The sequence below is a fragment of the Lentisphaerota bacterium genome (genome assembly GCA_016873675.1).
In the GTDB taxonomy this organism is placed as follows: domain Bacteria; phylum Verrucomicrobiota; class Kiritimatiellia; order RFP12; family JAAYNR01; genus VGWG01.
Genome location: VGWG01000017.1, coordinates 1 through 21,193, shown reverse-complemented (window position 1 = coordinate 21,193; position 21,193 = coordinate 1). Strand labels below are relative to the sequence as shown.

General features: G+C 64.2%; 15 protein-coding genes. 11 read left to right on the top strand and 4 right to left on the bottom strand.

Annotation, left to right across the window (positions count from 1 at the left end; genetic code table 11):
* The first annotated feature begins 1 nt into the window (after position 1).
* Positions 2-2,032 carry a hypothetical protein gene (locus tag FJ222_03940; GenBank protein ID MBM4163578.1) on the top strand — a complete coding sequence of 677 codons (2,031 nt, stop codon included), beginning with the start codon at positions 2-4 and terminating at the stop codon, positions 2,030-2,032.
* 7 nt (positions 2,033-2,039) lie between these two features.
* Here the strand turns inward: FJ222_03940 and FJ222_03935 are convergent, their stop codons facing one another.
* The gene (locus tag FJ222_03935; protein ID MBM4163577.1) at positions 2,040-6,002 is read right to left on the bottom strand and encodes a DUF3857 domain-containing protein; all 3,963 of its coding nucleotides are present in this window, start codon (positions 6,000-6,002) and stop codon (positions 2,040-2,042) included.
* A gap of 256 nt (positions 6,003-6,258) precedes the next feature.
* On the opposite strand from FJ222_03935, the gene FJ222_03930 reads away from it, so the two are divergent.
* The 5 genes from FJ222_03930 to FJ222_03910 all read left to right on the top strand — a co-directional run bounded on the left by FJ222_03930 (position 6,259) and on the right by FJ222_03910 (position 13,125).
* Positions 6,259-7,416 carry a hypothetical protein gene (locus tag FJ222_03930; GenBank protein MBM4163576.1) on the top strand — a complete coding sequence of 386 codons (1,158 nt, stop codon included), beginning with the start codon at positions 6,259-6,261 and terminating at the stop codon, positions 7,414-7,416.
* A gap of 12 nt (positions 7,417-7,428) precedes the next feature.
* Entirely contained in the window at positions 7,429-8,193 is a 765-nt protein-coding gene (locus FJ222_03925; protein ID MBM4163575.1) for a hypothetical protein, read from the top strand.
* Between the two features lie 21 nt (positions 8,194-8,214).
* Positions 8,215-9,021, top strand: coding sequence for a hypothetical protein (locus tag FJ222_03920; protein ID MBM4163574.1), 807 nt, complete (start codon positions 8,215-8,217; stop codon positions 9,019-9,021).
* Between the two features lie 17 nt (positions 9,022-9,038).
* On the top strand, positions 9,039-9,569 hold the full coding sequence (locus FJ222_03915; GenBank protein MBM4163573.1) for a PEP-CTERM sorting domain-containing protein: 531 nt from the start codon (positions 9,039-9,041) through the stop codon (positions 9,567-9,569).
* Positions 9,570-9,864: 295 nt separating this feature from the next.
* On the top strand, positions 9,865-13,125 hold the full coding sequence (locus FJ222_03910; protein MBM4163572.1) for a tetratricopeptide repeat protein: 3,261 nt from the start codon (positions 9,865-9,867) through the stop codon (positions 13,123-13,125).
* A 51-nt stretch (positions 13,126-13,176) separates the two neighbouring features.
* Here the strand turns inward: FJ222_03910 and FJ222_03905 are convergent, their stop codons facing one another.
* Positions 13,177-14,322, bottom strand: a complete 1,146-nt coding sequence (locus FJ222_03905) for a Gfo/Idh/MocA family oxidoreductase (GenBank protein MBM4163571.1) — start codon at positions 14,320-14,322, stop codon at positions 13,177-13,179.
* A gap of 209 nt (positions 14,323-14,531) precedes the next feature.
* On the opposite strand from FJ222_03905, the gene FJ222_03900 reads away from it, so the two are divergent.
* Positions 14,532-15,545 carry an SDR family NAD(P)-dependent oxidoreductase gene (locus FJ222_03900; protein MBM4163570.1) on the top strand — a complete coding sequence of 338 codons (1,014 nt, stop codon included), beginning with the start codon at positions 14,532-14,534 and terminating at the stop codon, positions 15,543-15,545.
* Positions 15,546-15,661: 116 nt separating this feature from the next.
* Positions 15,662-16,543 carry a peptidase gene (locus FJ222_03895; protein ID MBM4163569.1) on the top strand — a complete coding sequence of 294 codons (882 nt, stop codon included), beginning with the start codon at positions 15,662-15,664 and terminating at the stop codon, positions 16,541-16,543.
* Between the two features lie 45 nt (positions 16,544-16,588).
* Here the strand turns inward: FJ222_03895 and der are convergent, their stop codons facing one another.
* Together der and gltX are read right to left on the bottom strand one after the other, a co-directional pair.
* Entirely contained in the window at positions 16,589-18,058 is a 1,470-nt protein-coding gene (gene der, locus FJ222_03890; GenBank protein MBM4163568.1) for a ribosome biogenesis GTPase Der, read from the bottom strand.
* Positions 18,055-19,422 (bottom strand): glutamate--tRNA ligase, encoded by a 1,368-nt coding sequence (gene gltX / locus FJ222_03885; GenBank protein MBM4163567.1) that lies wholly within the window; start codon positions 19,420-19,422, stop codon positions 18,055-18,057. Before gltX ends, der begins: the two co-directional genes overlap by 4 nt.
* Before the next feature lie 202 nt (positions 19,423-19,624).
* On the opposite strand from gltX, the gene FJ222_03880 reads away from it, so the two are divergent.
* The 3 genes from FJ222_03880 to FJ222_03870 all read left to right on the top strand — a co-directional run.
* On the top strand, positions 19,625-20,035 hold the full coding sequence (locus FJ222_03880; protein MBM4163566.1) for a phosphoribosyl-AMP cyclohydrolase: 411 nt from the start codon (positions 19,625-19,627) through the stop codon (positions 20,033-20,035).
* Positions 20,035-20,733, top strand: a complete 699-nt coding sequence (locus tag FJ222_03875) for a hypothetical protein (GenBank protein MBM4163565.1) — start codon at positions 20,035-20,037, stop codon at positions 20,731-20,733. Before FJ222_03880 ends, FJ222_03875 begins: the two co-directional genes overlap by 1 nt.
* The coding region (locus tag FJ222_03870; protein MBM4163564.1) for a hypothetical protein at positions 20,730-21,193 on the top strand (464 nt) is incomplete at its 3' end. The genes FJ222_03875 and FJ222_03870, both read left to right, overlap by 4 nt.

Genomic DNA, 21,193 nt, shown 5'->3' with positions numbered 1-21,193 from the left:
CATGATCCACGATACTCAGACGGCGATCTACGACCAACTCATTGATCCGCGCGGTCATTTCATCGGCCCCCGCCACTGGCTGGGTAATCTCCGCTGGGTGGCTGAAGAGGTGGATGCGGCGGGGTGCTTTGTCTTCCGGACCGCCCCGATCGCTCCCAGCGAATGTGACCAGTGGAAGGTCGCGCTGCTGGATGCGGGAGCGTTCAGCGATATTGAGCTTGCCGATGACAAGAAGAAGTCCGGCGCGCCGGAGGCGAACAAGGAGCCGCCGGCCGCGATCCGGACGTTCTTCGGCCTGAAACTGGAGGGCTTGGGCCAGCCGCAAACCTGCGCCTACCGGCCGGACGGGGTCGAGATGGCAGGAGCGGCAGGCGCGTTCTCGCTCTTCTTGCCGTACGCGCGTTATGGCGCGGTCATGGAAGGAACCCTGACGGCAGGCGCCAGGATCGCGATCCTGTCGCGGGCCGAGACCGGGCGCTACGCCGCGCCCGGGATCCGCCTCAGCGTGGAGCAGTCGTCCGGCCGGATCGTCTGGAACGACGGCGCCTACACGCTGGTCTTCCGCTACGCAGGGTCGGCGCTGCCGCGCGAGGGCGGGGGCTTTGACCTGGCCGCGACGGCGGATGGGACCCTGCGGCTGGCGGTGGCATTCCATGCGGACCGGGCGCTGGCGCTGGCCGAGGCCGATGCGCTGTTCGCCGATCCCGCGCGCGCGCGGAGCGAGAGCCGGGCGTCTTGGGAGGACTACCTGGCCTCGTGCCCCGTGGCGCGTTTCCCGGGCGGCTACACCTGGAAGAAGCCCGACGGCACGGTCGTTGCGTACGCCGCGGACGAGATCGTACGGCGGCAATACTGGCAGTGGTGCGTGACGCTGGTGAACGTGTATGACCTGCCGTTCAACGACCTCACGGCCTACCTGGCGCCGGACAAGACCATCTGGTTCGGCGTCTGGAGCAATGACGGGGGCGAGGCCCTCTTTGCGCTGGCGCATACCAATCGGCACGCCCTGGCGCGCAAGTGCCTGGTCGAGTATGTCCGCACGGCCGTGGGCGCGGACGGCGCCTTGTGCTGGTACCTGCACGCCACGGGTGTCCGGTGTTTGGGAAATCCGGGCGATTCCGGTTTCTTCTCGCATGGCGTGCCGGCGTTCGTCACGGCGCTGGCGGAATACGTGGAGCAGACCGGCGACCGGTCCATCCTGCACGCGCCGGCCGGGGAGGGAGGCACGGTCTGGGAGAAGGTCCGCCGCTACATGCGCAGCGTCTATGACCACCGGGATCTCGACCACGACGGCGTTGTCGAGTGGCGCAATCTGTGGGAGGGAGGGGCGGACGACAAGGTCGGCTGCTTCTTCAGCCAGGCCAACCTGAAAGCGTGGATCCACGCCGTGACCACGCAGGAGCCCGAGGCGGTGGCGGATTTCTACCGGAAGAACCAGCGGCCGCAGACGAATTTCTACGAGGCGAGTTTCTTCCTGAGCGCGCTGCGGGCGCTGGAGCGGCTGGCCAGGCTGGTGCGTGACGAGGCCACCGCCCGCTATGCGAGCGAGCGCTTCGCGCAGACCTGCGAGTTGGTGGAGAAACGCCACTGGCATGAGGCGGATGGGTTCTACTACGACTGGGACACGACGGCCCAGGCGCTGATCCGCGTCAAGAATCAGGACGCCTTCTACCTGCCGTACTTCCTCGACAATCCGGTGCGCGCCGGAAGACTCTTCGAGCATCTGGACAATCCGGAGGAGTTCGCGCTGCTGTACACGCCGACGCTGGCGAAGAACGAGGCGGGTTTCCGTCCGCACGGCTACTGGAGCGGCGGTCATTGGCCGCGCGAGATGGTCTACATCGCCCGGTCGCTGGCGGCCTGCGGCCGGCGCAAGGCCGCCGTGCGCTTGCTGGTGAAGGCCATCTGCTGCGCCCCGGGCAAGGCGATCCCGGAGAACATGAACCCGGTCACCGGCGAAGACACCACCCGTGTGACCGGCATGGCGTACAATGCGGTGAACGTGCTCGAGCTGGTCAAGCTGGCTCCGTAGCCTGACGTCACTCCAGCTCGATCACCACCGTGCGCAGGGCGGGGTTGAGGAGCGTCCGGTTGACTTCGAGCAGGGCGGGATAGAGCTCGGGTGGCAGGAGCGCGGGCGTGGTCCGGATGCGGCGGTCGTAGCGAAGGGTGAGGGCGCCGTCGGCGGCCGTCTCAAGGCGGCTGGCGCCGACAACCGATCCGGCGTCGCCGGGGAGCGTCAGCGAGACGGCGGGGGGCGTCACGGGGACGCGGGCCATGAGGCCGGCCGGTAGGGCGACGGTGCAGGTCCAGAGGTGTTCCCCATCGGCACCGAGGAGCATCGGACTGAACCGGCGGTCGGCGCGCAGGGGGACCGCCGCCGACGGGACGTCGGGGAGGAGGAGGGTCAGGGCGGTGCCGTCGCGCACGGCGTAACGCGCGGCCCGCACGGTGAAGGCGCGGAAGCCGGGATAGGCGTCGAGGTCGGTCATGAGGTCGCCGGCCGCCTCGGCCGAACGGGAAATCCCGCCCACGAGTTCGAGGTGGTGGCGCCGCCGCTCTTCGGGCGGCATCTCGGCGTATTGCCGGCGGAAGAGGCCGCAGTCGGGGCCGAAATACCAGTTGGTGACGGTGATCACGGCGGTGCCGTTGGCGTCCAGCGCCAGATGCCAGTCGGTGCGCGAGCGGTTGCGGAATGCGGGGGCGATCTCGACGCGCGTCTCGCGGCCGTCCAGCATCAGCAACGGATGATCATCAAAGGCGGTTGTCCCCGGGACGCTGTAGTGGTCGCCATCGCCCAGGTAGAGCGGCGCGGCATCGGTACGGCCGCCGAACAGGCGGGTGAGCAGGTCCGGCCGGCGGTTGACCCGGACCAGCGCTTCGCTGAAGCCGGCGAGGCCTTCAAACGGGCGCGCGGCGGCGTAGAGGGAGAGGGGACGCTGGCGCTGCGGATTCACCAGGACGGGCTCGGCGTCAAACCCGGCGGCGCGGAGCATGGTTGCGAGGAGGATGCAGCGGTCGGCGCTGTGTCCATAGCCTTCAGCCAGCGTCTGGTCGGCGGGGGTCACGGCGCGCCCGGCTGGCAGGGTCGTGAACGCGGGGCCGCCGGGCCGGATGGTCCGCAGCACGAAGTCGCGGATGGCGAGCAGGGCGGCGTCGGACGAGCCCGCCTCGCGGGCGAGGGCGCGGGCCCGGGCGGCGGCGGCGGTCTGGCCACGCATGGCGCGGGCGAAGGCGGCGCGGGTTTCCGCGAGTCCCGCGTCGGGGTCGCCAGCTGCGGCGAGTAGGGTTGGCTTGAACGTCCAGCCGGGCGGCAGGGCTGGTTCGCGGACGGTGGCGGCCTGAGGACCTGCGACCCAGCGCCGCACCGTGCGGTCGGCTTCCTCGGCGGTCGTTGCAACGAGCGATTCGGCGTGGAAGGCGCGGGTGTCGAGGGCGAGGCTGGCGGGCGTGGCGATCTCGATCGTCTCGCGGGTGACGGGGTCGAAGCCGCCGAACACGGCCTGGACCGAGAAGCGGGGGGCGTCGCGCTGCGTGATGCGGGTCACGGCGGTGATGACGCTGCCGGTTTCGACCCCCGGCAGATTGACGACGAGGGTCTTTGCGGCGGGATAGCGGGGGGCCCCGCCGACCCACGGGGCGTCCATGTGGTTGATCTCCTTGCCGTGCACGCTGAACACCGCGCCGTTGGCGTTGGAGACGGTCGCGCTCACCAGCTCGGCGGTCTGCCAGGCGGGGGTGTAGCCGATCATCAGCTCGGAGCATCGCTTCTTGCCCGCATAGGTGAGCACCTGGGTGACGCGCGTCTCGGTGCGGGTCCACGCGCGGCTGTCGGCGAGGTCATAACGGGTGAGGACGTCCAGCACGCGCACGTCGGGCCGGACGGCGCCGCCGGTGGCTGCGAAGGCCGGGCGCCGGCGCGAGGCCACCTCCATCTCCTGGAGCGACGCGCGGAGGCCCCCGTACTCGGCGGGGGTGAATTCGGGTTGCTCGATGCGGTAATCCAGCGCGCCGCCGAGACGGCCGTCACCGGCGGTTGTGACGAGGCTGAAGCGGACGCCCGGGCGGTCGAGGCGGGTCGGTTCGGGGACGCGCAGCGGTGCGCCAAGGGCGTCGCGAACGCGGATCGAGATCGTCTCTTCGACGCCGCAGGCGATGCCGGTTTCGAGGGTGTACCTGCGCGTCGGGAGCCCCGTCTGGCCGACGACGAAATTCACGTAGCCGAGGGAGGCACCGAGCCACGGCAGGCTGGCGAGGTCGATGCCATCGCCGCGAACGGGCCAGTCGATGACGCGGCAGGTGAGGCGGACGGTCAGAGGTTGCGCCGTGTCACGGAGATCCTCGGGGAGGATGGCGCAGTCGAGGAGCTCCGCGCCGGAGAGGCGGGTTTTCAGAATGCCTTCGAAAAACGTGCGGCGTTCGTTGGGCGGCAGGCGGACAAGGTGGTTGCGGTACAGGGTATCGTTGATGCCGTCGAAGCGAAGTTCAGAGCGGAGGGTGAGGGTGCCCGCAGCGTCGGCCTCGCCCTCCGAGGCGATGTGCAGCAGATTGCTGGTTGCGGGGACGATGGGCGAGACGCGCAGGGGGTCGCCGTCGGGCGTGGCCACGAGGTAGCTGCGGTTGCAGAGGTAGGAGGGGAGCATGTCCCGCGTGTTTTCGTCGGTGGGGTCCATCAAGATATAGGGATTAGCGGGGTCGGCCGGTTCGCGCGCGGCGGCAACGATGGCATGATTAAAGAAGGGGAGCGGGACGTCGGGATCGAGCTTGGCGCCAGCTTGGATCAGAACGGGGAAAGCCTCAATGCCGTTCAGGCGCAGCAGAGCGACAAGCAAGGCGGCCTTGTCGCGGCAGACGCCGTAGCGGTTGGTGAAGGTCATCGAGACGTCGTGCGGCTCATAGCCAGGGGCCACGGCCTCGTCGGTGATGCCCATGTAGCGGATCTGCTGCGAGACAAAGGTAAAGAGGCGGCGGATTCGCTCCGTGCGAGAGTCGGCACCTGCGGTGAGGCGGTCGACGGTTTCGACCATTTCTGGGACGGTAGAATCGAGGCGCGGCTTGGAAAGATTCCAGTACCAGCGGGAAACAGAGGGCCAGTCGGGCTGGGTGCTGAGGAGGAGGCGTTGCACCTGGGTGTGCATCGGGGGCATGTCGGGCTCATCGAACATGCGGGGAACGTTGCGGACGGCCCAGCGATGCCGGATGCGTCCGTCGGCAAGGTTTTCGGTCGTGGCGGCGACGGTGTTGGAGACGGACGACCGAAGCACCTGGTGGACGAGCGGCAATTCGGGTGGGGCCACGACCTCGTAATCGAGCGCGACAATGGGCGACGTGTATTCGAAGACCGAATAGTCCGACCAGGCATTGGGCACGCGGGCCTTGTGAGTCGTGCTGCGGGTGAGGATGCGGCAGGTGTCGCCGATCTCCAGACCGGGGATCGAGAGGGAGAGGACCTTGTTGTTGGGATCGAAGATGTTGGATCCCATCTGACCGGAATCGATCATCACGCGGCTCTGCCGGGCGACATCGACGGTGATCACGCGGCCATCGGGTTTATAGATTTCGACCCGGACGACCGAGGTCGTGCCGTAAGAGACATTGAAACTGATCGCGCGCGTGCCCACTTCGCGGCGGCCCTTCTCGGTCAGGATTGTGACAGACTCGTCGTCCCACGCCTCGGCGGTGCCGTCGGGGTTGTAGCGCTCGTAAACGAGATTGTAGGTCAGCACCGTGTCCGCGTCGGGAAACCGCTCGCGCGTCACGGCCTGGGCCTCGGCGATCACCGCCGCCGGGTCGCGCAGGGCGGGCTGGGCGCGGCCCGCCGCGGCCGCGAAGAGAAGCCCGGCGATCAGGCTAAACAGGAGAGGCTCATGCAAAACCCTTGTGGTGCAGGCGTCTCGCCTGCCAGAATTACGAAAAAGCCGTGGGAATGCAGGCGGGACGCCCGCACCACTGCCAGCCTGTTCAGGGTTTTGCAAGAGCCTCAGGCGCTGGATTATTTTCATGGGGCGCTCGGATGGGTGGTTGAGGGTTGGCAAACAGGCCGAATAGTGTACACGCACCGGCGTCTAAAATGAAGCCCCATTTTTTTAAGGGCTGCCGGGCCGGGCGACGCCCGGCAGCCTGTTAATAACTTTATTCGGTCTTCCCAATTTCTCTATTGCGCAATTCCCACCATCTGTGATAAAGTGGCTGCACGAAATGGAAGTCCTCTCTCGTGTGAGAGCAAGGATTGTAGAAATTGAACAGCGGAGGATCATTATGTGCAACAAGAAACGGTTGGGTCAAACCGCCGCCCTCTTAATGGCGGGCATGGCAGTCGGACTCGCTGGCTACGCGTTTGCGGCGGACAGCGAGGTTCCCGTTAACTGGAATGTGTCACCCATAACGGGCGGCGCCTACCGTGAGACGTTCGAGACGGCCCCCACGTGGGACCGGCTCGTGGACACGGCATCCACGAATTCACGCGTGACCGTGGAGCGGCGCTCGCTCGGGGCGACGTGGTTCCCAGGCGCAACAACCAAGGCGCTGACGCTGCCGGGTAACGCGAGCTATACGAACACGCTGAAGTACACCGGCGGCAGTGCGAATGTCTCGTTCGCCACCAACCCCGTGTTTGTTGACATGCGCGTCCAGTTCACGGCCTACGAAGGCGCGCCGTCCATCGGCGACGCCAAGCTGGCGGTTTTCGTGAGCGCGGCGGACAAGATTCACGTCGTCCATGATACCGGCACTACCACCAATATGTGGGCGAACGCCGATCTGCTTTCCGCCTGGCACCAGTTGACCGTGCGGATGGAGAAGAACGGGAAATGCGTGGTGTACATTGACGACACCCTCGTGACGAACAACCTGACGCCCGTCGGCGGAGCCACGGAATTGACCTCGCTGGTCTTCACGGGCGGTGGTTATGCGGACGATCTCTACGTCAGCCACGGCAACCCGAATTATCCCGCCGCGACACCGGGCGCCATTCCGTCCGGGGTGTCGGGCGTCCCGTCCGAAACCGCGGGCTCCGTCACCAACTGGCTGGCCAACTACTTCAACGATGGCAGGCTCGCCGCCAACGCCGACCTGACGGGAATCCAACTGGGTCGCGCTTATCTGCTCAATATGGGGCCAGTCAACGCGCCAACGGATCCGGTTAGCAGCACGACCTTCGGTGTTTCGGACATTGATATGGTCACGCCGACCCTCGTGAAGGTCACCTGCAAGCTTACGGTGAACGGCACGGATCGGGATGAACCCATCAACGGAAAGTTGCGGCTGTTGGGGAAAACCACGGTCGGAGGCGACTTTGACACGATGACGCCTGATGCAGTGACGCCGCAGTCTGCTGACTTCACCGGCGGAGAGGCGACCTACGACTTCACGGTCGAGTCCGGTATGAAGTTCTTCAAAGCCCAGATCGTTGAATAAGGGGAACACACTATGAAACAGACACTATCGATTTTGCTCGGGGTCGCACTGGCCGCAACGGCCTTTGGTGACTCGCTGAAACAACTGACGATGACGGTCTCCACCGATGGACCGGATCTCTACGCCGATGGGTCGCAGGTGCTGCCCGGCGAGACCTATCTCTTGGTCTACATCAACAAGGACAAGACCTTTGACGGCGTTCTGGCCGACAAGAGTCTGGTCAATGCGCAAGACAACCGCATCGCGCTGGAATGCCCAGCCGATCCGGCCGGTGGACGTTGCGGGTTCCAGGCGATCATGTACGAGGCCGCCCAATATGGAGCTGATGGGTCATGGGCGCTGGTGCTCCTCGACACGCGGAACGCAAAAGGCGTTGGTGGTCTCGTGGTTAACCAGAGTGTGGTGACGAAAGGCGTCAATCTGAGCACCGTCGAGAACACCATGGGTCCCGAGGCGATGGACGTGTCGGGCAGTGTCTTGACGGCAAGCGTCGTGTCGAAGGTTGCGAAGGATACACCGACGCCGGTGATCGCGTCCCTCGATCCGAAGGGCGATGAGGCCACCATCCGCATCAAGGACATTTCGGCTGGCGCTCCCTACCAGGTGGAGAGCACCGCCGACTTGGCCTCCAACTCGTGGACGGTGCCGGAGGGCGGCCAAAGACTGCAGGTCGAGTCGCACGGCGTCGCTGGTGGCAGCGAACTCGAAGCCACGGTCCAGACCGATGGTAGCGCCAAGTTCTTCCGGGTCGTCATACCGGCCGATAAAGCCAACTAATAACGGAAAGGAAACTTAATCATGAAAAAACTTTTGATGCTCACGGCGGTGATCGCTACGGCGATTGCGGTTCGTGCCCAGGTAACGCCGATCGACGGCGACAATGACGTTGGCTTTATTTCGGTACCCGTGCCCACGACGGGACTCAAGGTGCTCAGCGTACCCTTCGAGGCATGCCTGGGCTCAGGTGAAGCAGGCGTGCTGAGCGACTTGGTTTCGACCAACGGCATGAAGGGGGCGAGCAGTCCGGCCGATGCCGATCAGCTCGTGGTGCTCACCACCAATGAAGCCGGTCAGTCCGTCTATTACTACTACTGGCATAAGGCGGGATACGGCTGGGAGACGAACAACACGATCAGACTGGGCGAGGACACCCCAGAAGTGGAGAGCCCTGAACCGGCTTCCACCTTTAAGGTGGCTCGCGGGTTGGGCTTCTGGCTCAAGCGTGCGAGTGATGCCACGGGCACCGAGCTCTACATGCAGGGTCAGCTTGCGACCGTAAGTGTCCCCGTTATGCTGGATGGCGGAACGAACTTCACGCTGATCGGCTTGGGTGCGCTCACCACCACGAACCTCAACCAGGTGTCTGCTGCCAACTGGGGAAGTCGTTATGACGGCGGTGGGGCGGGCAATATGGATAAGCTGCTGGTCGTCACAAACGCCAACGGATCATACGTTCAATACATCTACAGGCAGTCTCTCGGCAAGTGGATTGACGTGAATCAGCCTGATGGAGAACCACAGGTCGCGATCCAACCCGGTGAAGGGTTCTGGTACCAGCGGCGCGCGGTTGCTGATCTGGAATTTACGCCAGTGGTGTCAGAATAAGGGGAGGACCAAGAATTATGAAAAACAAATTGTTGTTGGCGGTTTTGATCGGCATGGGCTGGGTTTCAGCTTCACAGGCCGTGATCATCACGTGGGCTGCGGAGACGACGGGTCCTCTTGTGGGATCCTTTACAACTGCGCAGTTGTTCTGGGTGCCGGATGGCACGTGGAATTATGAAGAGTATACCGGTAATGCCTATACGTCGGTTGACACGGCCAGCGGTTTTGGCGTCGGCAGTGGCATTGTTTATGACAACATTGCTACAGACGTCGACCGTACCCAAGGCGCCTACTTCGTCGTATTGTTTGACGGCGTTACGCCCACGTATCGGAGCATTCAGTCCTTGGCGTGGAACGACACCGGATACAATGCGTTTGCCGAAGATGGCATGGCTCCGGCTACCGGGCTCTTTATGCCGACGGGTGGCGCGGTGTGGCCTGAGCAGACCGGGGACTCGGGATGGCGTCTTGTTCCTGAACCCAACACCTTTGCGCTCCTCGCGCTAGGTGCGGCGGCTTTGGCCGCGCGACGGCGCAGGAAGCTGTAATCGGCTGAACCGATAATCAAACAAGAGGCGGCACGGATCAGTGCCGCCTCTTGCTTTTTTAAGGGAGGCTCGTGCAAACCCCCTCGGACGCTGTATCTGACGGCTTGCGTCCGAGGGGGTTTGCACGATTCATGGCTGGCGAGGCGCGTCCCACGTGAAGCAATAGGATTCGATTGGGCAATCGTTACAGAAAAACTGTCCCTGCGTGCTTGCCAAGATTGCCGTAAATCGGGTAAACTAACTATTCAGTACATGAGTACATGTGTTATTTTTATTTCCACTGCCTGTGGCTGGCATGCGGTGGTGCTTACGGGAGGTCTACATGTTGCCGTTTAAGTCTTGCACGCCTGATCGGCGTCGGTTCGATACCCGTGTCTCGTTTGCCGTCGGCGTCGGCGTGTTTCTCTTTTATCTGGTGACGCTGTCACCGGGTGTATTTCCCGGCGAGTCGGGCTATCTTGTGGCGCAGAGCTACGGCTTGGAAGAGGGCGGACTGCCGGTGCGGCCGCTGTTCACCTGGCTGACCCGCGCCTGGGCCTCGCTTCCTCTATTCAGCCTGGCGCTACGGATGAACCTGTTCAGCGCGGTCTGCGTCACCGGTGCCGCCGTGTTGCTGTACCGCCTGACCGCATTCTTTGTTTACGAAGTGATTTATGACGACCAGGCGGTTGATCACGCCGAGTCGCTGTCTTGGACCACCGGCGTCTTGGCGGTGGTCGCCACCATGACCAGTGTTCCGGTGTGGCAGGCGGCGACCCGTCTGCGTCATGAGGGCTTCGTCCTGCTGCTGCTCCTGCTGTGCGGATCGGTGCTGATGGCGTACGCCAAAACGGGGATCCGCATCCTCCCCTATGTGGCCGCCCTGCTCTATGGCCTGTGCATCCCCGAGTCGGCGATCTTCATTACCTTTGCGCCGATCTTTGTGCTGGCTGGCGTGATGACGCTCTGGAAGAGCGACCGGTTGTCGGTCGCCGCGATCGGCTGGATGGTGGTGTGGGCTGCGGTTGGCATGTCCTTGGTCTATTGGGCCGCCGGGAGCGGCTACATCGAGAGCGTGTCGGGACAGGCGGAGGGGTACAAGCGGGTGTTTCACGTGGTGGTCTCCATCTGGAAGCAGCAGTACCAGCAGTTGCGCAGCCTCCTGCCGGGCGAGGGCTGGATTCTGATGCTGCTGCTGGGTACGGTTCCCTGGCTGGCCACCGTGCTGGCGGCGCCGACGGCGCTCAACAACGAGCGCAACTGGAGCCTCTACATCTTTTATGTGGTCATGACGGTGCTGGTGATTTGCTCGCTCCTGAATGTGCCGATGGCGCCGTGGAGCCTGTACCGCACGCGCGGCGGGCTGCCTGTGGTATCGGCCGCTATGGTTGGCGTGCTGGCTGCGATGGTGTGCGCCATCTGGCGGTTGCAGTGGCGGGCGCGGCCATCGGCGCGCCGGGGCACGCCGTCAGCGCTCTCGCTCACAGTGGGCCGGTGGCTGGGCAAGCTGCTGATCTGGCCGATCCTGGCCGCGGTCGTGGCCGCTGCCGCGATCAACGCCGCCGAGGCGCACGGCCGCCGCGGCCTGTTTGCGGACCGGTTCGCCGGCATGATTCTCGACCGGCTCGGCGACCGCGAGTGGATGATCACGGACGGCTCGTTTGACCCGCATTTGCTGGTCGAGGCGCGCGCGCGCGGCAAGCAACTGTTCCTGATCGGCCTGCAGAAGGATATCAACAAGGCGTTCCAGCAGGCGCTCAAGAATCAGGTCGAGAAGCGGCATCTGTTTGCCGCAGCGGACATGACGCGCATCCGCAACACGATTGACCTCGGCATCCTGCCGTTCATTCAGGATTGGTTCATGACCGATCCCGACATCGGATCGAAAGTCGCGGTCTTCGGCGTTCCAGACTTGTGGTATGGTGCAGGTCTCAATCCGATTTCGGAATACCTCTTCTTTGGTGGCAAGAAAGTGGTCGATGAGATCAAGCCGGCCGAGCTGCTGCCGAAATACGAGGCGTTCTGGGACGAGGCCGACCGGCTTCTGCCGCGGGTGAGCGCCAAAGAGGAGGACCGCGATCAGATTGAGCGCTACTCCGCCTATCTGCGCCGCCATGTCGGCTTTCTGGGCAACAATCTGGGGGTGCTGTTCGAGGAAGTGGGCGCCGATGAAGAGGCCTACGCGGTCTACACCCGGATGCGACGGTTTGACCCCGAGAACGTGAGCGTCCTCTTCAACCGTTTCGAAATGGTCCGCCGCGGCAAGCATCCCGAGGACCGCGAAATGGTGGAAAAAGAGATGAAGGAAATGATCGGCAACCTGAAGCAGCGGTATTCGCTGTGGTCGCTGTCACGGTATTACGGCTATGTGCGGTCGCCCGAGCTGTTTTCGCGTTTGGGATGGAGCTGGGCCATGTCGGGGCAGATGGGCGCGGGGTTGGCCGGCATCCGGCGGGCGATGGATCTCCTCAAGGACACGGAGCGGGACGCGCTGATGGCGACGCTGGCTTCGATGTACGCGATGAGCGACAACCGCGAGAAATCGGTCGAGATCTATGAGGAGCTGCTCAAGAAAGACCCGACCAACCGCCAGGCGATGTTGTCTCTGGCCCGCATGGCGATTCAGGAGGGGCAGTTAGATGAGGCCCGGAACTGGATGGACAAGGCGAACGCGCTCGGCGTGTCGAGCGGGATGTCGATGGGGATGGAATTCGCCGCGCTGCATCTGGCGTCGGGCAATCTGAACGACGCGCGCCTGCTGTTGCAGCAGGTCACCGACAATCAGCCCCAGAACCTGCAGGCCTGGGCCATGCTCTGCGTGGTGCAGATCCAACAGAACGAACTGGATGACGTGGAGCGGGTGATCCTGCCGCGCATGATCAAGACGAGCGGAACGGTGGACAACTATTTCGTGCAGGTGACCCGCGCCCAGGTCGCGATGAAAAAGGGGAAGAACTTCTACCGCGAGGCGCGGGACGCCTTCCTCCGAGCCGCCACACTTCGCCCCGACGTGGCGGGCGTCAAGGACATGATCCTGCAACTGGACATCTGGCTGAACGACAAGGAGCGTGCCGAGATCCACGCCCGTCAGGTGTTGCGGATCAACCGCAACCACGCGCTGGCCAATTACGTGATGGGGCATCTGCGGCTCAGCATGCGCCAATACGGGGAGGCGGAGGACTATCTGCGCCGGAGTGTCGAGGCGGGTTCGACGCTCGCCTCGCTCAACGACTACGCCGAATGCCTGCGCCGGATGAAGCGTTACGACGATGCCGAGCGAGCTGCGCGGGAGGCGATCACGAAGAACCCGAACCTGTACATCGTGTGGGAGACGCTCGCGAGCGTCCTTATGGACACGGACCGGCTGGATGAGGCCGAGGTGGCGCTCGACAAATCATTGGCACTCAATGAGACCGACATGCGCACCCATGTGAGCATGGCCCGGTTGCAGATGCGCAAGGGGAATGTCGCCCGTGCGCGCGAGCTGGTCGGGATCATCCGCCGGCGGCAGGACGAGCTTCCGGAATACGAATTGGGTCTGCTGCAGGAGCTGATCGCAGGGCTGGAGAAGCGGTAGATCGGTGGCTGGCCCGCAAGACGGATGTCTTGGATGGCTGCGGTGAATGCGTCAGATCAGGCGCGTCCACTTTTCTGTGTTTTCCGGGTCGGTGTTGCGCAGGACGGCATCGAGGAAGGACATGGCGCGGATGCCATCGGCGCTGGTCGGGCAGGGGGGCTCTGCGGGGTTCGGGGCGTTGGCGACACGGTCGGCAAACGCATCGTACTGTAAGGCCAGCGGCGCAACCAGAGGATCCGAAGGGTCTGACGGGAAACGGAGCGCCGCTTGCGCGTCGCGGGACAGATCGGGCGATTCGGTCGAGAGGGTCCGCGCCACGCCGTTGAGGGGCATGAAGCGAAGCTCATCCGGCCGGCTGAGCCGCCAGTCGAGACCGCCCTTGTCGCCCCAGACCCAGAGGCGCAGGGAGTCGTCGCGCCCGATGCAGACTTGGCTGGCCAAGATCGCCCCATGTGCGCCCTTGTCGAAGTGGAGGAGCACCGAGCCGTCGTCGTCCAGCGGGCGGCCCGCGACGAACGTGCGGAGGTCGGCGCACACCTCCGTGATGGCCTGGCCAGAGACGAACTCGGCCAGACTGGCGCATGGGATTCCGAGGTCGGTCATGCAGCAACTCGGCCCCGCTCGGCGGGGGTCGGTCCGCCAGCCGGCCTGCTTGTTGCCCGCAGTCTCCAGCCGCGTGGCCAGCCACCCCTGCGGGAAGACAGTCACGATTTTACGCACCGTGCCGAGCGCGCCGGCCTGGACGAGCGCGCGGGCCTGGATCACGAGGGGAAACGCGGTGTAGGGCAGGGCGAGCCCGTAGGCCAAGCCGCGATCAATCCGTTTCCGTTCCAGATTCAGCGACTCATCCATGTTGGTGGTCATGGGCGCGCAACAGAAGACAGGAAGGCCCACATCGAAGGCTGCCATGGCGATGGGGTAGTGCAGGTAGTTGGGCGCGATGACGGTGACGAAGTCCAGCCGTTCGTCAGCCGACATCCGCGGCACGCGCCGGAACAGGTCGCGATAGGTGCCGAAGACGCGCGCGGCGGGCATCTTCCACGCGGCGCCAGCCTGAAAGGATCGGTGGCGCGTGCTGCCAAACGCGCCGCAGGTCCATTCAATCCTGCCGGTCAGACGGATCGCTTGGCGATGCCGTTCCCCGGTCGCAGATTCGATCCCTCCGCCAATCATGCCGATTCGAAACGTTCGGGCCATAGAAGACTCGCATCGTGTGAGCCGAAGGGCCACCGGACGGCCGGTGACCAGAGCTCAAGTTTTGGCGACAGTGTAGCAGATTTTCTGTGCCTGAACAATCTTTTGCCGCTTTTCAAATGGGCCGCATCAGGGTATGCTTGTCGGCCTAAAAACACAGAACAGGGAAGGAGCTTATGCGTGTTGATTTGTTTCCGGCCGTCCGCGGCCTTATGGCCGCAGGAACGCGGCTGCCCCGTCTGCAGGTCGTTGCCGCCGCCAGCAGCGGTTTTTCGGGGGTGTCGGCCGACGCCAGCCCGGGCCAGATCGTCGAAGCCCTCCGTCCGCTCATCACGGCTGGCACGGCCGAGGCGGACATCCCCGGCGTGGGCCGAGTCGCCGCTACTTTCTCCGGCCGCGCCGGCCGCGCGGCGGATAAGATTGCGCTGGTCACCGGAGCGGCGCAGGGCTTCGGCTTTGAAATCGCCCGCGATCTTGCCGCTCAGGGGGCGTGGGTCGCGCTGGCCGACATCAACGTGGCGGGCGTCGAGGCCGCAGCCGCGCAATTGAATGCCGACATCGGAATGCCAGTCGCGATCGGCGTCGCGATGAACGTGGCCGACGCCGAATCAGTGTCGGCGGCCGTGCGCGCCGTTGTCGCCGCTTTCGGGGGGATCGACCTCTTCGTCTCCAACGCGGGCGTGCTCAAGGCCGCAAGCGTCAAGACCCAAACCGTCGCTGACCTCGACTTCGTCACCAATGTCAACTACAAGGGCTATTTTCTCTCCGTCCAGGCCGTTTCACGGGTCATGGCGCTGCAACATGCCGCCTGCCCCGGCGCATGGTTCGACATTATCCAGATCAATTCCAAGTCGGGCCTCCAGGGTTCGAACAAAAACGGCTCCTACGCCGGCAGCAAGTTCGGCGGGATCGGCCTCACGCAGAGCTTTGCCATGGAACTGGTGGAGGATCACGTCAAGGTCAACGCCATCTGCCCCGGCAATTTCTTCGACGGCCCCTTGTGGTCCAACCCCAAGACCGGACTCTTCGTCCAATACCTCGCCACGGGCAAAGTCCCCGGCGCCAAGACCGTCGCCGACGTTCGGGCGTTCTACGAGGCCAAGGTCCCGATGGGCCGCGGCTGCACCACCCCCGACGTGATGCGGGCCGTCTATTACCTCGTTGATCAGCTCTACGAGACCGGGCAGGCCCTCCCCGTCACCGGCGGCCAGGTCATGCTGAAGTAAGCGCGTGCCGTACCGGGTGCGGGTCGCCGGCCTAAAGAAACATTCTTTCGCTTGCGTTCCGGGGAGGGGTAGAATACGCTTCGTGGCTGCGGTCGGCGATAGCAGATCCTTTGGGGATGTGGCGGCGGATGAAAGTGCTTTATATTTTTGTTGACGGGCTCGGGATACGGGGACCCTCGGCAGACAATCCCGTCAACAAGGCGGTGTGTCCGAATCTGTGCGAGTTGGTCGAGGCGAGTGGGTGTCTGATTGATGCGTGTCTCGACATGCCGGGGCTGCCGCAGAGCGCGACCGGCCAGGCGTCGCTGTACACCGGTCTCAACGCCGCCCGCCAGGTCGGGCGTCACATGGAGGGCTTTCCCGGCCCGACGCTCCGCAGCCTGATCAGGGAGGACAACCTGTTTTTGAAACTCCAGCGCCGGGGGCTGCGCGTTAAATTTGCCGATGCCTACATGGCTGATCGCGTCGAGGAGATCGAAGCCCGGCGCTTTAAGTCGGTCACCACGGTCATGGGCCTGACCTGTCCGCAGGTGTTCAGCTTTCGCGAAGACATGCTCGCCAATCAGGCCGTCTTTCACGACATCACGCGCGAAAGCCTGCTCGCCAAGGGCTACAGCGGTCCGGTGGTCACCCCGGCCAAGGCCGCTGAACACCTGATCCAGCTTGCCATCACCTACGACTTCACCCTGTTCGAATTTTTCCAGAGTGATCTGGCCGGGCATTCGAGCAGCCTCGAAGAGGCGGTCGCCTGCCTGCAAACCCTCGACGCCTTTATCGGTCCGCTGGCGGCCATGGCGCGCCAGGCCAACCTGCTGTTCATCCTCACCAGCGACCACGGCAACATTGAGGACATGTCCGTTCATTCGCACACAACCAACCCCGTGCCGCTCGTGGTGTTTGGCCCCGAGGCGGAGGCCTTTCAGGTTGGCGTACGCAGCCTCACCGACGTGACGCCGTGCATCTTGCGTACGATCATGCCGGGCGCAGGCCATGCGTGACTGCACGGCCCGCTTCGCCCGCCCAGTGAACCGTGCGGGTGCCGGCTAACCGCCGCTGTGGCGGTTTCGCGCCTTTCGGGCGATATGGTAATTGGATGAGGTGCGGTCTGGCGCGGCGGCTGCCTTGCCCCCCTCGCGGTCGGGGCGGGTCCGTTCGCGGAAAGCGAGCACCACCGGCGCCCCCTCGAGTCCGAACCGATCACGTAATTTCCGCTCCAGATAGTCGATGAAGGATTTCTTCACCAGCTTGATGTCGTTCACGAACACCCGGATACGGATCGGTGCCACACCGGTCTGCGTGGCATAAAACACGTTGAGGTGCTTGCGTCCGCAGGTCGGCATCTGGATGCGTTCGCACGCTTCTTCGATCGCCCGGTTGAGCATGCCGGTCGGAAGCGTGGACCGCGTCTGCGCCGCGACGGCATCGATCACATCGATGCTTTTCCGAACGTTATATCCGTCCTTTGCCGAGATGAAGACCAGCGGACAATAGGACATAAACTGCATGGACTCGAACAGCGCCGGCTCGGCCTGTGTTTGAGAGATCCCCTTAGCCTGCGAGAGGTCCCACTTGTTGACGATCAGCACGCACCCCTTGCGCGCTTCGATCACCTTGGCCGCGATGTGCTTGTCCTGCATCGTCGGGCCCGCCTCCGCGTCCATCATGAGCACCACGATATCGGCTTCCTGCAAGCTCTGTTCGGAGCGGAAATGGCTGAATCGTTCGACCGAGTTGTCGATGGCATGCACATGGCGCATCCCGGCGGTGTCGATCAGCGTGTAGTGCCTGGCCTGGGGGCCCGTACCGATGGCGAAGGGAATCTCGATGCTGTCGCGCGTGGTTCCAGGCACATCCGAGACGATCACCCGGTCGCTTTTGAGCAGGCGATTGATATACGACGATTTGCCCGCATTGGGGCGGCCGACCACGGCGATTCGGAGGGGGGTGACGGTGGTTTCGTTCGTTTCCTTCGGCAGCAGCGAGGCCACCCGATCCACCAGATCGACAAAGCCCCGGTCGTGCGCTGCGGAAACCGCGAACAGCGGGAACCCGAGGCGGGCGAAGTCGGCGGCGCCGACTTCGTGCTGCGGCTCGTCGGCCTTGTTGACAGCGACAAAGCACGGGACGCCGCTCTTGCGGACGATTCGCGCGACCGCTTCGTCCATCGGATTCAGTCCCGACTGCACGTCGGTCACGAGAATCGCCACGGCGGCGTCCTGCAGCGCGGAGTCGACCTGGAGCCGCGTCCCCGCGGCGATTGCGTCCGTCGCCTGGCGCGCATCCGGAATGCTCACGCCGCCCGTGTCGACGAGCGTGAACCGCTCGCCATTCCACGTCACCTCGCGCATCAGGCGGTCGCGGGTCACGCCGCGCTCATCATGCACGATCGCCACGCGGCGCCCGGCAATCCGGTTGAAAACGGCCGACTTGCCCACATTGGGCCGCCCGATGATCGCCACCACACGGCGCTTGATGACAGGTTGGATCTCTTCGCAACACTCAGATGGCTTCATTCCGTGAGGGTAGCACAGTGGCTCCGCTTTGGCAATGATCCGCAACAGGCGCCCGCCCGCACGCGTTCCGCCACCCGTCGCAGCCGGGCGCACACGGTGTCGCGGCCGAGCAGCGCCAGCATCTCAAAAAGCCCCGGGCCCTCGGAGAGTCCCGAGACGGCGACCCGCACCGGGTGCACGAATGCGCCCAAGCCCGTCCCGCTGGCCTCGCCCAGGGCCATGAGCGCGTCGTGGGGGCTTTGCACGTCAAACACGGGCAGCTTCTCAAAAGCCGCCGCGACGGACTCCAGGACCTCGGCCACGCCCGGCACCCGGAGCCGTTTTTCAACGGCCTTGGCGTCAAACGGATAGTCCTCGGTGAAGAAATAGGCGCAGGTGGAGGGGATCTCCGAATAAAACTTGGTTCGCACCTGCATCTGCTCGATGATCCCGTCTAGCGTCGCCCGCGGAAAATCCTCGCGCAACAGCCCCGCTTCGCGCAGCCGCGCGGTGAAGCGTCCCGCATACTCCGTCCGCGGGGCCATGCGGATGTATTCGCCATTCATCCAGGTGAGCTTTTTCAGGTCGAATCGCGCCGCGCTCGACTTGCATCGTTCCAGTGTGAAAGACGCCACCAGCTCGTCGCGCGTCATCACCTCGCGGTCCTCGCCGGGCGCCCAGCCGAGCAGCGCGAGGAAGTTGAAGAGGACCTGGGGCAGGTAGCCCTGGTCACGGAATTCGCCGACAAACGCCGCGCCGTCGCGCTTGCTGTAGGGTTTTCCCTGGTTGTTGACGATCATGGGCAGGTGCGCGTATTGCGGCACGGCGGCACCGATCGCCTTGAACAGCTCGATGTGCTTGAAGGTGTTTTCCAGGTGATCATCACCGCGGATGACGTGGGTGATCTGCATGTCGATATCGTCCACCACGTTGGCCAGGTGGAAGACCGGTGTGCCGTCGGAGCGGACGATCACGAAATCCTGGGTGTCCTCGGCCTTCTTGCGAATCACCCCCTTGACCTGATCGGCGACCTCCAGCCGACCCTCTTTGGGCATGCGGAAAATCGTGCACGGATCGCCGCCGCCCTTGGCCTCGCGGTAAGCCGCGCCGCTGCTGAGCAGCGCGTCGGCCACGGCGAGATGGCGGGCGGTCTGACGGCTCTGATAGACCGGTTCCTCGTCGTAGTCTAGCCCCAGCCATCCCAGGCAATCCAGCAGCGTGCGGATCGCCGCGTCGGTCGAGCGCTCGCGGTCGGTATCCTCCACGCGGAGCAGGAATCGGCCCCCGGAATGGCGGGCGAAGAGCCAGTTAAAAATGGCCGCGCGAATATTGCCGATATGGACGTTCCCCGTCGGACTCGGGGCGAAACGGACACGCACAGACATGGCACACCCTCATACAGTGACACAAAACGAATTGGCGGTGATGGTACCGCCCCAACCGCCCAAAGTAAAGATGAGATTAGCAATGCAGATCCCGCTTTCTCTCCTTGGGTCAGCGGTAGATCTGTGATATAGTCTCCAAGCATGCGCCGGAAGGTGTGGGGCTCGGGGGTGTCCGGGCCGTCATCAGAAAGGATTGAATCCCATGAAGGAGCTCGAAGAGAGTGCTGCGCTGACTCTGGATTTCGGCAAGTTGATGAAGCTTACCGGGAAATGTTCAGACGCCATTCCGGTGGCTGTGCAACATGTTGACACGCACGAGGTGATCCTCGTCGCTTACACCAACGAGCGGGCCATGCGGCAGGCCTTCAAGGAGCGGACGCTGATCCTGTGGTCAACCTCGCGCAACGAGCTCTGGGAGAAAGGCAAGACCTCTGGAGAGACCTTTGATCTCGTCGAAGCGCGTGTGAACTGCGAGCAGAATTCGCTCCTTTACATCGTCCGCCCCCGGCGCGGCGGCATCTGTCACACCCGCAACCGTCAGGGCGAGCCCCGCAATTGCTACTACCGCCGGATCAATCTCGACACTTTGGCGCTGGAGAATATCGACCCCTGATGTCTTACCGCTGTCCATACTGCAAGGCGAATCTCGGCGAGCAGCCCGTCTCCGCGTGCCCATCGTGTCACAAGCGGATGCGGATGGCCGTCCCGCGCACACCCGAAGAACGGCGGAAGCGCCAGAGGGCGCTGTATCGAATCGACCGCGACGTCCAGGCAAAGCTCGCCGAAATCCGCACGGCGCCGAATCCGCGCGCCTTCTACAGTCCGCGGGCGCTGGCGGGCGTGGTCCTGCTCATGGCCTGCATCGGCTCCCTGCTGGTCGGGCTGGTCAACCGCCGGGCCCGCGAGCCTGAACCCGGCATCCCGCACCGCCGGGCCCTGCGCGAACTGGACGTCCTCGCAACGGCGCTGGGGCGCTACCGCTTTCATGTCGGCCGCTGGCCCGATCCGCAGGCTCACGGCCTGCTCAGCCTGTGCAACGACTACCGCGAATCCGGCTGGATCGGCCCCTATATCAGTCACCTGCGCAATGATCCGTGGCAGAACCCCTACCAGTATGTCGTCCAGGCGGATGACTCCGTGCGGGTGTTCTCCCTGGGGCCTGACGGTGTCGCCGACACAGCCGACGATCTCCGTCCCGATCCAGCGGCTTTCGATATCGGCACCGAATGGACCAACAACTGGGTTCCGGCCATCGACCGGCTTCCCGGCGTCCGCATCTACTCGCCGCCCCGGGAAACCGTCTCACCATGAACCCCATCCCCGTCAATCTGTGGAATTCCAGCAACACCCTCGTCATCGCCTGTGCCTCGGGCATGGCCGCCCACGTGGAAACCGAGGTCCGCGCGCTCGGGTACCCGGTCAACGATCACGGCGAGACCACCGTCATCACCCGCGGCACGATGATCGACGCCATGCGCCTGAATCTCTGGCTCCGCTCTGCCCAGCGCGTCCTCTGGCCGCTCCGCTCGGTCCGCGCGCACACGCTGCTCCACCTGTACGAGGCGGTGGGCGAGATCGCGTGGGAGGACATTCTGGACGTTGACGGCCGATTCTCCGTCGGCGCGTACGTGCTGGACGTGCCCAGCATCCGAGACACCCGCATGCCTGCGCTCAAGGCCAAGGACGCCATCGCCGACCGCTTCCGCCGCGCACGCGGCAGCCGGCCCGATTCAGACAACACCTTTGAGGGCGCGGCGGTCTTCATCTATTG